The following is a 12,873-nucleotide window of genomic DNA, read 5'->3' on the forward strand; positions in this document are numbered from 1 at the left end:
TTCGAGCTTGTCGAGAAGGCGTATCGAGGGAGGGGTGAGCCCCAGCACCACTTGTCTCGATACGGGTTCTCGACGTCGCTCGAACCCTACTCGACACCAACGGTTTGGAGGTCAGGTCCGGGGTTACTTCTTCGCGGGCGTCGATTTCGCCGCGGTGGTCTTCGCAGCAGGCTTGCGCGCTGCTGGCTTACGCGCGGTGGCGGGCTTCTTGGTCGTTCCCTTCGACAGCTTCGTCGCGGCAACTGCGGCACCGGCAATCGCTGCGGCGGCACCGGCGGCAATCGCTGCCGTGGTCTTTGGGTTCTTCTTTGCCGCATCGACTGCGGTCTTGGTCGCGGCCGACGTCTTCTTCGACGCCGAATCGAGCGTGGCCTTGGCCGATTTGGTCAGGTCCGATGCCTGCTTCTTGATCGCGTCGGTCGTGCTCTGGGTAGAGCTTGGCTTCGCGGTCTTGGCGGGGGTGGGGGCTGCGGTCTTGATCTCGGCCATGTAATAAACTCCCTTTCACGGATATTGCGTTGCGGTGACAACGCCAGCCCCAAGGGGTGGTTCCGCCCGCGTTACATCCGCGGGCGGAAACCGATTACATGGTGTCGAGCAGATGTTCGGCAGAGCTGACCTTGAACTCGCCGGGGCCCTCCACGTTCAACGCTTCCACGACGCCGTCATTCACGACCATCGAGTAACGCTGACTGCGCGTGCCCATGCCGAATTTGGAGCCGTCCATTTCCAGACCCAGTTCCTTGGCGAACTGGCCGTTGCCGTCGGCGAGCAACGTCACCTTGTCGCCGGCGTTCGATGCCTTGCCCCATGCGTCCATCACGAACGCATCATTGACGGAAACGCAGGCGATCTCATCCACGCCCTTTGCTTTCAGCGCTTCTGCGTTGTCGACATAGCCTGGCATGTGCTTGGCCGAGCAGGTCGGGGTGAAGGCGCCGGGGACCGCGAACAGCGCGACCTTTCGGCCCGCGAAGAAGTCGTCGGTAGAAACCTGGTCGGGGCCGTTTTCGGTCGCCTTGACGAGCGTCGCGCTCGGCAGCTTGTCGCCTACCTTGATCGTCATGCCTATTGTCTCCCTTGCTGGCGCCGGGGTGGCGCGGGTCGCTGTGCAACTTGGACGCTCGACCTTGCTTTTCAAGCATGGCGCGCGCCGAAATCGCTCCCTATGCTGAAGGCAATGGAGCCGAATTTTCTCACCGGACAATTCCTGCTGGCGATGCCCGGCATCGGCGACCCGCGTTTTGAACGCGCGGTGATCGCGATCTGCGCGCACGATGTCGAAGGGGCGCTGGGGATCGGCATCGGTAAGACGTTCGATGGACTGACGTTTCACGACCTGCTCGGTCAGCTCGAGATCGAGCCCGGCGTCGCAGCAGACGTGGCGATCCATATCGGCGGGCCGGTCGAGCCGCAGCGGGGGTTCGTGCTCCACTCGCTTGACTGGAGCGGCCAGGACACGGTCGAGGTCGCCGATCGATGGGCGCTGTCGGGCACGCTTGATGTATTGAAGGCGATTGCCGACGGCAGCGGCCCGAGCCGATGGCTGGTCGCGCTCGGCTATACCGGCTGGGGAGAGGCGCAGCTCGATGAGGAAATGACCCGGCATGGCTGGTTCAATGTGCACGGTGCGGAGAGCCTGATATTCGATATTGCCGTGGCGGCGCGGTGGGAAGCCGGGTTCGAAGGCGCAGGAATCGATCCGAGGTTGCTGGCGGTAAGCGCGGGCACGGCCTAAATTCCTCCTCCCACCGGGGGAGGTGGCAGCGCGCAGCGCTGACGGAGGGGGCCCGCCGCGAGCGCTATCTTGCGTGGCACCCCCTCCGTCAGCCGCTTCGCGACTGCCACCTCCCCCGAGGGGNGGGGTGGGTGGGGCAGGCCCTCACGGATAACTGACGGTTTTCGGCACCTCCGGAATTGGAATCCATTCCTTCTCGTCCCCTGGTACCCGCGGAAACTCCCCCGCAGTCCACGCCCGCTTCGCCTCGTTGATGCGATCGCGTGACGAGCTGACGAAATTCCACCAGACGTGGCGCGGGGTGGCGAAGGCTTCGCCGCCTGCCAGCATCACGCGGCCCCCGTTTCGTGACCGCAGCGTCGCCGCAATGCCGGGTTTCAGCACGTATAGTTTCTGCGGCTCCAGCGTCATGCCCTCAAGCTCGGCCTCACCCATCGCCAGATAGACACAGCGTTCGTCGGTCGAATCGTCGATCGGCACCGACCCGCCGGGCTCCAGCAATATGTCGGCATAGATGGTCTCCGCATGAGTGGTGGTCGGCGCGGTCGATCCCCACAGCGTTCCCATGATGACGCGGGCGCTCGCCTCCTTGCACTGGACGACGGGCAATTCACCGCTTGCGACATGCTCGAACGCGGGGTCTGTTTCCTCATGCCGCTCGGGGAGCGCGAGCCAGGTCTGGATACCCGACAATGCTGGTCCCTTCGTCCGCTCGCCGCCGGGCGAGCGCTCCGAATGGACGATGCCGTGGCCCGCCGTCATCAGGTTTACTGCACCCGGCTCGATCGTGGCCAAGGTGCCCAGCGAATCGCGGTGGTCGATCGCGCCCTCGAACAGATAGGTGACGGTGGACAGGTTGATGTGCGGATGCGGACGCACGTCGATGCCGTCGCCGACCGGCAGATGCGCCGGTCCCATCTGATCGAAGAAGATGAACGGCCCGACCATCGTCCGCGGGCGGCTGGGAAGCGTGCGGTGCACCTTGAACCCGCCCAGATCGTGCGTGGTCGGTTCGATCGTCTGGAGGATGAAGTCTTCGGGCATCGGTCCATCGGTCATGCGGCTTCTCCCGGCGCGCGGGCCTTGATGCTCATTGCGTGGACGCGTTCGACCATCAGATCGCCGAGCGCCTGGTTGACTAGCCGCTGGCGAGCGACGCGCGACTGGCCGGTAAAGGCGTCGGCGACGATGTGGACGGTGAAATGCGATTCCCCCGATCCGTCATCGCCCATATGGCCGCGGTGCTGGGCGCTGTCGTTGATGACGTCTAGGGTGGTGGGGGCAAGCGCGGCGGTCAGGCGTGCGGCGATTTCGGTGGCGACGGGGCCGGTGGTTTCGGTCTGCATCGAACCTATATAGGCCGTTTTTTGCCTGGAGTCGCGTGCCCGACCGTAAGCCTGACCGTGATCGACCCCGTACCCGCTTTCACGGTCGCGTGGAGGCGAACGGGCGTGCGTGCGCGCATCCGGGTTGCGACGAACCGGGCGAATTCCGCGCGCCTGCCGGGCCGCGCAGCGGTTTTTCGGGCGACGGGCCACCGCAATTCCGCTTCCTGTGCCTGGATCATGTCCGCGCATTCAATTCGGGTTATAACTTCTTCACCGGCATGAGCGCGGACGAAATTCACGACGCGCAGCGCCCGTTCGCAGGCTGGGAACGCGAAACGCGCGCCTTTGCCACCAATGGCGCGGATCGGCCGCCGAAATGGTCCGATTTCAACGATCCGCTCGACGCCATCGGCGCGCGGTTCCGGGACCGGATGAAGGCGGAGCGTCCGCGCGCGGACGGCAAGCCCCTATCGGGCGCCGATCGATCGGCGCTGGGCGTGCTGGGGCTAGGGACGGATGCCGATCGCAAGGCGCTGCGCCAGCGCTACAGCGATCTGGTGCGGCAGTTTCACCCCGATCGCAACGGCGGCGACCGGAGGCATGAGGCGGCGTTGCAGCAGGTGATCGAGGCGTATCAGCAATTGCGAAAGTCGCCAGCGTTCGCGTGACCTAAGTCCTCCCCCTTTGGGGGAGGGGGACCGCCGCAGGCGGTGGAGGGGGCTGGCCTCAAGCGCTGCGCTGTCCGGCGGTCACCCTCCTTCAGCACTTCGTGCTGCCACCTCCCCAATGGGGGAGGAATTGTCAGTCGCGATCCGGTGCCCCTAGTGGGAAGAACGCCCGGTACGGCCGTCCGCCATCGACCGCGCGCGCGATGCTTGGGCGGGCAAGCAGCCGCTGGCGATAGGCGGTCACCGCGGGAAAGCGGTCGCCAAACGGATAGGTCCAGTCGGCGTAGAACAACGCAGGCGCGGCTGCGCAGTCCGCCATCGAAAATGCCTCTCCCGTCGCCCACTCCCGTCCGGCGATATGCCCCTCCAGCCAGCCATAGCTGCGCTCCAGCATAGCACCGCCTTCTTGCTCGGCCAGCGGGTCGCGCTGGTCGGCGGGCCGGATCGCATTGAACACGAAACGCGCCTGCGGGTCCGACACATAATGGTCGAAGAAGCGGTCGAGCATTCGCACGATAACCGCCGCATCGCCATCGTCGGGGATCAGCGGATCGCCGACGCTGCGATGATGGACGTGCAGATACTCGATGATCGCGCTTGCCTCCGCCACCACCCGCTCGCCGTCGCGCAGCACCGGAAAGCGTTTGATCGGCCACAGCTTTTCCCACACTGGCGTCCATTCGCTACCCGGCTCGATCACTCGCCAGGTCCAATCCGCGCCCATCTCGTCGAGCGCGATCGCCGCCTTCCAGCAATAGGAGGAAAACGGGTGGCCGAAGAGTTCGAGGGTCATCGTCCGGCAATCCGCCGTGCGACAGCTTCCCATTGCTCGGCGACCGTGCCCCAGCCCGCCGCGAACCCCATCGCCTCGTGCTGCGCCTTGGCTTCTTCGGTCCAGTGACGTGCCCAGCCGCGATAGCGCGTCTGGTTGCCCTCAGGCTCGAACTCGAAGCCGCCGACCATGAACGGACCTGCCGGATTCCAACCATGTTTGAACGCATCGGTGAAGACGATCCGGCGTTCTGGGATCACCTCCAGATAGACGCCCTCGTTCGGCATCACTTCGCCGTCGGGGCCGTACATCGTCACCGCCGATCGCCCGCCTGCGCGCAGGTCCATCTCGACCAGTTCGGCGCGCCACGGCGGCGGGCAGAACCACTCGTTCAGATGGTCGGTATAGGCGCGCCATACGGCCGCGACGGGGGCGTCCATCAGGCGTTCGACGCTCAGTTCGTGGGCGGCGGTCATGCAGGCACGCCTTTCCGAGCGGCCTCGATCGCAGCGATATCGATCTTTCGCATCGTCATCATCGCCTCCATTGCGCGTTTGGCGGCGGCGCGGTCGGGGTCGGTGGTCGCTTCCAGCAGCACGCGCGGGGTGATCTGCCACGAAAATCCCCAGCGGTCCTTGCACCAGCCGCACTGGCTTTCCTGCCCGCCGCCGCCCACGATCGCATCCCAATAGCGGTCGGTTTCCGCCTGATCCTCGGTCAGGATCATGAAACTGACCGCCTCGGTTGGCTTGAACAGGTTGCCACCGTTCAGCCCGACAAACTTGCGCCCCAGCACGGTGAAGTCGACGGTCAACTCGCCGCCTTCCTTCATGCTGGGATTGTCTGCCGGAGAGGCGTGGCTGTCCCCGACATGGCTGTCGGGGAAGTTCGCAGCGTAGAATTCCGCAGCTTCACGCGCCTCGCCGTGATCGAACCACAGACAGGTCACCATCTCGGTCATCGAATCGCTCCTTATTTGCGGGGGCCGACCAGGCCGAAGCCCGCGCCCTGCGGGTCGCGCGCGACGAGCGCATGGTCGCCGCCGGGGATTTCCATCGGCTCCTGAATGATCGTCCCGCCGCCCGATCGGATCGCATCGGCACCGGCGTCGATGTCGGGAACGTGGAAATAGAATTGCCAGCCCGGCGCGCCGCCCGGCATCACGCCCATCAGCGCGCCGAAGCCGACATCGCCAGCTTGCAGGAAGCGATAGTCGCCCAATTCGCCCATCGGCATCCCGCCTTCCTGGCCCCAGTGGAAGGCGTTCTGGTAGAATTCGAGCGCCTTGTCGGGATCGGGTGCCGACAGTTCGCACCAGACGACATGGCCGACCGAGCCCTCGCCCGATTGCTTGAACGCGGTGCTGGGCTGATCGCTTTTGCCGCGCATGACATAGAAAGCGACGCCTTGCGGGTCGGTCAGCATCGCCATGCGGCCGATGCCGGGCAAGGTCGTCGCGGGCATATGCGTGGTGCCGCCCGCCTCCTCGATCGCCTTCACGCTCGCATCGACGTCATCGACACCGATATAGCCGAGCCATGCCGGGCCATCGCCCATGCCGTCCGGTTGCTTCATCAATCCGGCCACTTCGCCGTCGTCGGCGCTGAGCAGGCGGTAATCCATGTCCGGCGTTCCGCTCGACTTCGCGCTCCATCCGACGACATCGGCGTAGAAGGACTGGGCCGCTTCGGGATCGGTGGTGATAAATTCGAACCACACCCATTCGCCATGTTTGTTGGTCATCGGGGGTCTCCTCTCTCCAAGAATGAAGCTGGGTTCCCGCGCAGGCGGGAACCCAGAGTCGCAAAGCGATACGCTCATGGCTCTGGGCTCCCGCCTGCGCGGGAGCACGGGGGCTCAGTCACGCATCCACGATCGGCTGAAACCCGCCGAACATCATCCGCTTGCCGTCGAACGGGCGGTCATGGCTCGACAGGCGCTCGTCCTTCATCAGTTTTTCCCAGCCCGCGTCGCGCGTTGCCTTGTCGGGCCATTCGATCCACGAGAAGACGACGTTCTCGTCATCCTTGCGGTGCGCGGCGCGGTGGAAATCGGTTTGTTTGCCGACCATCAGGTCGTCGCCCCAGGTATCGACCACGCGGGTTGCGCCCGCTTCCATCATCGCCGCGTCCGCCGTCTTGCAGAAGTCGCGATACGCCTCCTTCTTGGCGGTCGGCACCGGCAGCACGACGCCATCGATATAGCCGGGCTTCCCGCCTGTGCCCTCCTCATGCAGCAATTCGAACCCGGAATAGACCATGCGTTTGCCGTCGAACGGCATTTCCGGCATGTCCTTCATCGCCGGATCGGCTTCCATCTGCTGGTAGGCCGCGTCGCGGGTCGCCTTGTCGGGATATTCGATCCAGCTGAACAACACCGTCTCGTCGTCCTTGGCCTGGACCGCGCCGTACAGGTCGTTGACCTCGCCGCGTGGCACATCATCGCCCCAGCCCTCGACCATGCGGGTCGCGCCGTACCCCTTGAACATCGGCAGCGCGCCTTCGGCATGTTCGCGGTACACGTCCTTGTTGGCGGTCGGCACCGCGACCAGGAATCCGTCGACATAGGTCATTGCAGCTCTCCTTGTTTTTCCTTCATGGCTTTTTCCCATTCGATGAACTGGGGCGGCGTTGCGCCCGTGAACCCGGCCATCTGATCGGCGAGGGCTTGCCTGAACGCAGGCCGCGCTTCGCCCCGCTCAACATAGGTTTTGAGATTGGGGAAAGCGTCCAGCAAGCCCGTATCTTTCACGATGCGCAGCACCGCGATCATCAACAGATCTCCGGCTGAAAAGTCGCCATCGAGCCAATCGGATTCGCCAAGCCGCGAGGAAAGTTCGCCGAAGCGCTCGTCGATGCGCTTTTCGACCGCGGGCAGGCGGGGCTTGGACCAGGGCTTATCGGCCTCGAACAGCGTTGCGATCGCGTGATCCATGATCGGCGGCTCGACCGTGTTCAACGCCGCGAACGCCCATTCGATCGCGCGCGATTTCCCCGCGCGGTCGGTGGGAAGCAGTTTCCCGTGCGTCTCGGCGATGTGCAACACGATCGCGCCCGATTCGAACAGCGTTAGATCGCCTTCCTCATAGGTCGGCACCTGGCCGAAAGGTTGCAGCGCACGGTGCGGCGGTGCCTTCTGGCTGCCCTGAGGCAGGTAACGCACTGCATAGGGCTGGCCCACTTCTTCGAGCGCCCAGCGGACGCGCAGGTCGCGGACCTGACCCTTTGCGAAATCGGGCACCCAGTCGAATGCGGTAATGCGGATGGGGGCGGTGTCGTCGATCGGCATCGTCTCTCTTCCTGTCAGATGAATGGGTCAGGCGAAGGTCGCGCTGCCCCCGGTCCAGGCATGGCCCAGAATTACGACGATCGTGAGCGCGAAGGACGCGACGCCGATCAACAGGCTGCGGGTGGCGGACATGGGTTGATCCTCGGTCGGATGGTTTTCAGGCGGCAGGGTGCTCGCCCGCCATCGCGGTGGCGGCGGCATCCATGTCCATGAACATCGGCTCATAGATATGGCCATCGAGATCCTCGAACGCGCGACCGTACATAAACCCCATGTCCTGCTTGTCGCGCACATCGGCCTTGCCGCCCGCGCGCGCCGCGGCTTCGGTCACTGCGTCCACCGCTTCGCGGCTGTCGAACGACAAGCAGATCATCGCCTCGGTCGTGCTGCGCGTGTCGGCGATCGTTTTTGCGGACGGCAGGAAGCCACTGAAGAAATCATGGCTCAGCAGCATGATGACGATCGTGTCCGACCATACCATCGATGCGGCCTGTCCGGCTTGGCTGAACTGCATATTCTGCTCGAACCCCAGCGCTTTGTAGAACACGACCGATTTTTCGACATCGGCGACGGGCAGGTTCACGAAGATCATCTTGGCCATTTCAAACGCTCCCTTGGTCCGGCGAATCACTTTCGTTGACGTTGATGCGCGCATCGGTTACAAAAAACAACCATGAAGTTAGATAAAGTGACTAAGGCGAAATCCCAGCGCGACGAAGCGAATACGAAGCGTTGGTACGACGATGCGTGCGGTACCGCGCTGGCGCTCGAATTCATCGGTGAACGCTGGGCGCTGCTGGTGATGCGCGAACTGATGTTCGGCCCGCGCCGCTTCGGAGAGATCAGAGCGAACCTGCCCGGCATCAGCGCCAACGTGCTGACTCAGCGGCTCGAAGGACTGGAGGCCGCGGACATCCTGCGGCGGCGGCGGCTGGCTTCCCCCGCCAATGTGCAGGTCTATGAACTCACCGCCTGGGGCCTGGAAGCAGGACCGCTGATTCGCGATCTCGGAGGTTGGGCCGCACGCTCGCCGCGTCACAATCCAATGTTGTTCATGTCACCCGCCTCCGCGATGATGTCGCTGCAGACCTTGGTCGATCACGCGCGCGTCATGGAGACCCATTTGACCGTCGCGTTCCGCTTTCCCGCCGACCAGTTCATCGCACGCACCGGTGCGGCGGGCGTGACGATCGCCCGCGGCGAAACCGACGATGCCGCCGTCACCTTCACCGGGGACACGATGGCGATGCGCCACACGATCTACGGCAAAGCACCGCTCACCCGCGATGGCGAAGGCGGCACCCTGGCCGTCGCCGGAGACCTCTCCGCCGCCCGGGCGTTCATCGGTCTGTTCGCGCTACCTGAAAAATTGCAACCGACGTCGTGAGCGCGCGAGTCGATACGGCCTCACGGATCATCGCGGCACCCGCGCAGGCGATCTACGACGCGTTCATCGACCCCGACCGCCAGGCACGCTGGTTGCCGCCCACCGGCATGACCGCTCGGTTCGAGCGGTTCGAACCGCATCCGGGCGGGCGTTACCGGAAGGTCCTTACCTATGCCGATGGCGGGGCGGCGCATCCGGGCAAGTCTGCTGCCGATACCGACATCGCCCAGGGCCGCTTTCTGGTGCTCGAACCGGCATCGCGGATCGTCCAGACCGCCGATTTCGTCGCTGACGACTCGGCCTTTGCAGGCACGATGACGATCGAATGGACGCTCGCTCCCGTCGCGGATGGCACCCGGGTCACCGTGACCGCCCGCGACGTGCCGACGGGCATTTCGGCGGAGGACCATGTCGCGGGCCTGACCTCTACCCTCGCCAATCTGGCGGAATTCGTCGAATAGCGGGGCACTGCGCTCGACTTTGCGGGGTCTCGCGCGTTAGGAGAACCCGACTCTGCCTCCCGAAAGCGCGAATGCCATGACCGACATCCCCAACACCCAGCCCGACAGCCGCGAGACGACGATCCTCGACGCGCCGGACAAGATGGTGAAGGTGCGCGAGTTGTTCGGGATCGACAGCGACATGGAATGCCCCGCGTTCAGCGAGGTGGACGAACGCGTCCCCGACCTCGACCCCGCTTATGTGTTCGATCCCGACACCACGCTCGCGGTGCTGGCCGGGTTCGCGCATAATCGCCGTGTGATGGTCCAGGGCTATCACGGCACCGGCAAATCGACGCATATCGAACAGGTCGCCGCCCGCCTAAAATGGCCGTGCATCCGCATCAACCTCGACGCGCATATCAGCCGCATCGACTTGATCGGTCGCGACGCGATCGTGCTGCGCGAGGGCCAGCAGGTGACCGAGTTCCGCGAAGGCCTGCTTCCCTGGGCGCTTCAGACGCCGACGGCTTTGGTGTTCGACGAATATGACGCGGGCCGACCCGACGTGATGTTCGTGATCCAGCGCGTGCTGGAGACCGAGGGCAAGCTGACACTGCTCGATCAGAATCGCGTGATCCGTCCGAACCCTCATTTCCGGCTTTTCGCGACGGCCAACACCGTCGGTCTGGGCGATACCAGCGGGCTGTATCATGGCACGCAGCAGATCAACCAGGGCCAGATGGACCGCTGGAACATCGTCGTCACGCTCAACTATTTGCCTGCCGCCACCGAAGCGCAGATCGTGCTCGCCAAATCGGGTGAATACGACAAGCCCGGCGGCAAGGAGACGGTCGACAACATGGTTCGCGTCGCCGACCTGACGCGAAAGGGCTTCGTCAACGGCGACATCTCCACCGTGATGAGCCCGCGCACCGTCATCACCTGGGCGCAGAACGCGCTGATCTTCGGCGATGTCGGCTTCGCCTTCCGCCTGTCGTTCCTGAACAAGTGTGACGAAGCCGAACGCGCTCTGGTCGCCGAATACTACCAGCGCGTGTTCGGCAAGGACTTGCCCGAAAGCGTGGTGGGGAAGGCGTGACCTTTCGCCCCAATCCTGCTGGGGCACGCTGATGGCAGCCGAAACGCCCCTCGACCGGTTCAAATCCGTCTTGGGCGGCACCGCGCGTGCGTTGTCTCTGGAGGCCGAGGTCGAGCTTGCCTTCACCGCCGACGCGCCGGTGCAGTCGGGCAAGCATATCAAGGTGCCGATGCCCGCGCGGACGTTGCCTGCGGATCAGGTGGCGGAAGCGCGGGGGTTTGCCGATGGCTTCGCGCTGCGGCTGCGGCATCACAATGTCGCGCTCCACGCCAAGAATGCGCCCAAGGAGGCGGTCGCGCGGTCCGTCTTCGATGCGGTCGAGACAGCACGGGTCGAGGCGCTTGGATCGCGCGGCTATGCCGGGATCGCCGATAATCTCGACCGATCTTTGGCGCTCAAGCTGCGCTCCGATCCGATCGCGCGGGCGCGCACGCGCGACGAGGTGCCGCTGGCGACCGCCGTCCAGTTGATGGTGCGTGAGCGGCTGACGGGCAAGCCGATCCCCGACAGCGCTGCCGACGCACTGGCGATGGTCGCGCCGTGGATCGAGGAAAAGGCGGGGGCCGAACTCGACGCGCTGGCGCTGACGATCGACGATCAGGCGAGTTTCGCGAAGCTGGTCACCACGCTCCTCGAAGACCTCGAACTCGTCGAAGGCGACCAGATACCCGACGAAGCCGACGAAGGCGGGGCCGAGGATGAAGGCACCGACGATGCCGAGGACGATGCGGGCGACGATGAGGACGACGGCGAGCAGGGACAGGGCGAGATCGACGCGCGCGGCGAGGACCGCGAGAGCGACGAGCAGGGAGAAGACGGCGAAGAAAATCCCGACGACTCGATGGACGATGGCGACGGCGCGGAGGGCGATGCCGAGGGACAGGAGGGGATGCTGCCCGTCCGCCCGAACCGCCCCTGGTCGGACCTGACGCCGCAGTTCGATTACGGTGCCTACACCACCAAGTTCGACGAGGTGATCGCCGCGACCGAACTCTGCGATGCCGACGAACTCGACCGGTTGCGCGCCTATCTCGACCAACAGCTCGTGCAGTTGCAGGGCGTGGTGACCAAGCTTGCCAACCGCCTGCAACGCCGGTTGATGGCGCAGCAGAACCGCGCCTGGGACTTCGATCAGGAAGAAGGGCTGCTCGACGCCGCGCGGCTGGCGCGGGTAATCGTCGCGCCGGGGCAATCGCTCAGCTACAAGGTCGAGCGCGACACCGATTTCCGCGACACCGTCGTCACGCTGTTGATCGACAATTCCGGGTCGATGCGCGGCCGCCCGATTTCGATCGCAGCGATCAGCGCCGATATCCTTGCGCGTACCCTGGAGCGGGTCGGGGTCAAGACCGAGATCCTGGGCTTCACCACCCGCGCGTGGAAGGGCGGGCAGGCGCGCGAGGCGTGGCTGGCCGATGGCAGGCCACCCCAGCCGGGTCGGCTGAACGACGTGCGCCACATCGTCTATAAACAGGCCGACGAGCCGTGGCGGCGCGCCAAGAAGGCGCTCGGGCTGATGATGCGCGAAGGGCTGCTCAAGGAGAATATCGACGGCGAGGCGCTGGTCTGGGCGCACGACCGGCTGATGCACCGGCCCGAGGATCGCAAGATCCTGATGGTGATTTCGGACGGCGCGCCGGTCGACGATTCCACGCTCAGCGTCAATTCGGGCAGCTATCTCGAACGCCATCTTCGACAAGTGATCGGCTGGATCGAAAGCCGGTCGCCGGTGCAGCTCGTCGCGATTGGCATCGGGCACGACGTGACGCGTTACTATTCGCGCGCGGTGACGATCATGGATGCCGAGCAACTGGCGGGGACGATGATCGAACAGCTCGCCGGGCTGTTCGACGACGCCAAGTGAGCGATGTGACGCCGCCGCCTGGCGGGTTCGTGGGGCCGGTGAAACGATCGGTGACGATCGCCGGGCACCAGACTTCAATCAGTCTCGAACCGGGGTTTTGGGCGGCGCTGGAGGCAGAGGCGGCGGTGCGCGAACTGCCGCTCAATGCTCTGATCGCACGGATCGACGTGGCGCGGATCGCCGCCGACGAACCGCCCAATCTGGCGAGCGCGATACGGTCATGGCTGTTCGCGCAGGTTGGGTCGGGTGACTGACCCCCGCTCTTAATCCGTCACCCCAGCAAAAG

At 64.8% G+C, this 12,873-nt stretch carries 18 protein-coding genes; 7 read left to right on the top strand and 11 right to left on the bottom strand.

Features of this window, described 5'->3' with window-relative positions:
* Positions 1–123 precede the first annotated feature (123 nt).
* Positions 124–489, bottom strand: coding sequence for a hypothetical protein (locus tag ENHY17A_RS06685; RefSeq protein WP_201296353.1), 366 nt, complete (start codon positions 487–489; stop codon positions 124–126).
* Positions 490–583: 94 nt separating this feature from the next.
* A complete protein-coding gene (locus tag ENHY17A_RS06690; RefSeq protein ID WP_159711233.1) occupies positions 584–1,066 on the bottom strand; it encodes a peroxiredoxin in 483 nt (160 codons plus the stop codon).
* Between the two features lie 114 nt (positions 1,067–1,180).
* On the opposite strand from ENHY17A_RS06690, the gene ENHY17A_RS06695 reads away from it, so the two are divergent.
* Positions 1,181–1,738, top strand: coding sequence for a YqgE/AlgH family protein (locus ENHY17A_RS06695; RefSeq protein WP_159711235.1), 558 nt, complete (start codon positions 1,181–1,183; stop codon positions 1,736–1,738).
* Between the two features lie 144 nt (positions 1,739–1,882).
* Here ENHY17A_RS06695 and ENHY17A_RS06700 read toward each other — a convergent pair whose 3' ends face one another.
* Positions 1,883–2,782, bottom strand: a complete 900-nt coding sequence (locus ENHY17A_RS06700) for a pirin family protein (protein ID WP_443018305.1) — start codon at positions 2,780–2,782, stop codon at positions 1,883–1,885.
* An 11-nt stretch (positions 2,783–2,793) separates the two neighbouring features.
* Positions 2,794–3,084: a BolA family protein gene (locus ENHY17A_RS06705; protein ID WP_159711239.1), complete on the bottom strand. Its 291-nt coding sequence runs from the start codon at positions 3,082–3,084 to the stop codon at positions 2,794–2,796.
* Between the two features lie 35 nt (positions 3,085–3,119).
* Between ENHY17A_RS06705 and ENHY17A_RS06710 the strand changes: the two genes are divergently transcribed.
* The gene (locus ENHY17A_RS06710; RefSeq protein ID WP_236547787.1) at positions 3,120–3,734 is read left to right on the top strand and encodes a J domain-containing protein; all 615 of its coding nucleotides are present in this window, start codon (positions 3,120–3,122) and stop codon (positions 3,732–3,734) included.
* A gap of 133 nt (positions 3,735–3,867) precedes the next feature.
* On the opposite strand, the gene ENHY17A_RS06715 is transcribed toward ENHY17A_RS06710, so the two are convergent.
* The 7 genes from ENHY17A_RS06715 to ENHY17A_RS06745 form a co-directional block, all read right to left on the bottom strand.
* On the bottom strand, positions 3,868–4,527 hold the full coding sequence (locus tag ENHY17A_RS06715) for a glutathione S-transferase family protein (protein ID WP_159711241.1): 660 nt from the start codon (positions 4,525–4,527) through the stop codon (positions 3,868–3,870).
* On the bottom strand, positions 4,524–4,982 hold the full coding sequence (locus ENHY17A_RS06720; protein WP_159711243.1) for an SRPBCC family protein: 459 nt from the start codon (positions 4,980–4,982) through the stop codon (positions 4,524–4,526). Before ENHY17A_RS06720 ends, ENHY17A_RS06715 begins: the two co-directional genes overlap by 4 nt.
* Complete coding sequence (locus tag ENHY17A_RS06725) at positions 4,979–5,467, bottom strand: VOC family protein (protein ID WP_159711245.1); 489 nt, start codon at positions 5,465–5,467, stop codon at positions 4,979–4,981. The genes ENHY17A_RS06720 and ENHY17A_RS06725 overlap by 4 nt, the downstream gene beginning before the upstream one ends.
* Positions 5,468–5,478: 11 nt before the next feature.
* Entirely contained in the window at positions 5,479–6,249 is a 771-nt protein-coding gene (locus ENHY17A_RS06730; protein ID WP_159711247.1) for a VOC family protein, read from the bottom strand.
* A 118-nt stretch (positions 6,250–6,367) separates the two neighbouring features.
* Complete coding sequence (locus ENHY17A_RS14895) at positions 6,368–7,078, bottom strand: DUF1428 domain-containing protein (RefSeq protein ID WP_159711249.1); 711 nt, start codon at positions 7,076–7,078, stop codon at positions 6,368–6,370.
* Positions 7,075–7,794, bottom strand: coding sequence for a glutathione S-transferase family protein (locus ENHY17A_RS06740; RefSeq protein WP_159711251.1), 720 nt, complete (start codon positions 7,792–7,794; stop codon positions 7,075–7,077). The genes ENHY17A_RS14895 and ENHY17A_RS06740 overlap by 4 nt, the downstream gene beginning before the upstream one ends.
* Positions 7,795–7,951: 157 nt before the next feature.
* Positions 7,952–8,395 (bottom strand): VOC family protein, encoded by a 444-nt coding sequence (locus ENHY17A_RS06745; RefSeq protein WP_159711253.1) that lies wholly within the window; start codon positions 8,393–8,395, stop codon positions 7,952–7,954.
* Positions 8,396–8,467: 72 nt separating this feature from the next.
* Between ENHY17A_RS06745 and ENHY17A_RS06750 the strand changes: the two genes are divergently transcribed.
* From ENHY17A_RS06750 to ENHY17A_RS06770, 5 genes are all read left to right on the top strand, one after another.
* Entirely contained in the window at positions 8,468–9,181 is a 714-nt protein-coding gene (locus ENHY17A_RS06750) for a winged helix-turn-helix transcriptional regulator (protein ID WP_159711255.1), read from the top strand.
* A complete protein-coding gene (locus ENHY17A_RS06755) occupies positions 9,178–9,642 on the top strand; it encodes an SRPBCC domain-containing protein (protein ID WP_236547788.1) in 465 nt (154 codons plus the stop codon). Before ENHY17A_RS06750 ends, ENHY17A_RS06755 begins: the two co-directional genes overlap by 4 nt.
* Positions 9,643–9,718: 76 nt before the next feature.
* Positions 9,719–10,723 (top strand): cobaltochelatase subunit CobS, encoded by a 1,005-nt coding sequence (cobS, locus tag ENHY17A_RS06760; RefSeq protein WP_159711257.1) that lies wholly within the window; start codon positions 9,719–9,721, stop codon positions 10,721–10,723.
* A gap of 31 nt (positions 10,724–10,754) precedes the next feature.
* Positions 10,755–12,587 carry a cobaltochelatase subunit CobT gene (gene cobT, locus ENHY17A_RS06765; protein WP_159711259.1) on the top strand — a complete coding sequence of 611 codons (1,833 nt, stop codon included), beginning with the start codon at positions 10,755–10,757 and terminating at the stop codon, positions 12,585–12,587.
* Positions 12,584–12,841: a ribbon-helix-helix domain-containing protein gene (locus tag ENHY17A_RS06770; protein ID WP_159711261.1), complete on the top strand. Its 258-nt coding sequence runs from the start codon at positions 12,584–12,586 to the stop codon at positions 12,839–12,841. Before cobT ends, ENHY17A_RS06770 begins: the two co-directional genes overlap by 4 nt.
* Positions 12,842–12,873 lie beyond the last annotated feature (32 nt).

Origin of the sequence: Sphingomonas sp. AX6, assembly GCF_902506605.1 — a bacterium.
In the GTDB taxonomy this organism is placed as follows: domain Bacteria; phylum Pseudomonadota; class Alphaproteobacteria; order Sphingomonadales; family Sphingomonadaceae; genus Sphingomonas.

Bases quoted from the DNA above. Each gene is read 5' to 3' on its own strand.
- ENHY17A_RS06685 (WP_201296353.1), bottom strand. From the start codon at position 489: ATGGCCGAGATCAAGACCGCAGCCCCCACCCCCGCCAAGACCGCGAAG.
- ENHY17A_RS06690 (WP_159711233.1), bottom strand. From the start codon at position 1,066: ATGACGATCAAGGTAGGCGACAAGCTGCCGAGCGCGACGCTCGTCAAG.
- ENHY17A_RS06695 (WP_159711235.1), top strand. From the start codon at position 1,181: ATGGAGCCGAATTTTCTCACCGGACAATTCCTGCTGGCGATGCCCGGC.
- ENHY17A_RS06700 (WP_443018305.1), bottom strand. From the start codon at position 2,782: ATGCCCGAAGACTTCATCCTCCAGACGATCGAACCGACCACGCACGAT.
- ENHY17A_RS06705 (WP_159711239.1), bottom strand. From the start codon at position 3,084: ATGCAGACCGAAACCACCGGCCCCGTCGCCACCGAAATCGCCGCACGC.
- ENHY17A_RS06715 (WP_159711241.1), bottom strand. From the start codon at position 4,527: ATGACCCTCGAACTCTTCGGCCACCCGTTTTCCTCCTATTGCTGGAAG.
- ENHY17A_RS06720 (WP_159711243.1), bottom strand. From the start codon at position 4,982: ATGACCGCCGCCCACGAACTGAGCGTCGAACGCCTGATGGACGCCCCC.
- ENHY17A_RS06725 (WP_159711245.1), bottom strand. From the start codon at position 5,467: ATGACCGAGATGGTGACCTGTCTGTGGTTCGATCACGGCGAGGCGCGT.
- ENHY17A_RS06730 (WP_159711247.1), bottom strand. From the start codon at position 6,249: ATGACCAACAAACATGGCGAATGGGTGTGGTTCGAATTTATCACCACC.
- ENHY17A_RS14895 (WP_159711249.1), bottom strand. From the start codon at position 7,078: ATGACCTATGTCGACGGATTCCTGGTCGCGGTGCCGACCGCCAACAAG.
- ENHY17A_RS06740 (WP_159711251.1), bottom strand. From the start codon at position 7,794: ATGCCGATCGACGACACCGCCCCCATCCGCATTACCGCATTCGACTGG.
- ENHY17A_RS06745 (WP_159711253.1), bottom strand. From the start codon at position 8,395: ATGGCCAAGATGATCTTCGTGAACCTGCCCGTCGCCGATGTCGAAAAA.
- ENHY17A_RS06750 (WP_159711255.1), top strand. From the start codon at position 8,468: ATGAAGTTAGATAAAGTGACTAAGGCGAAATCCCAGCGCGACGAAGCG.
- cobS (WP_159711257.1), top strand. From the start codon at position 9,719: ATGACCGACATCCCCAACACCCAGCCCGACAGCCGCGAGACGACGATC.
- cobT (WP_159711259.1), top strand. From the start codon at position 10,755: ATGGCAGCCGAAACGCCCCTCGACCGGTTCAAATCCGTCTTGGGCGGC.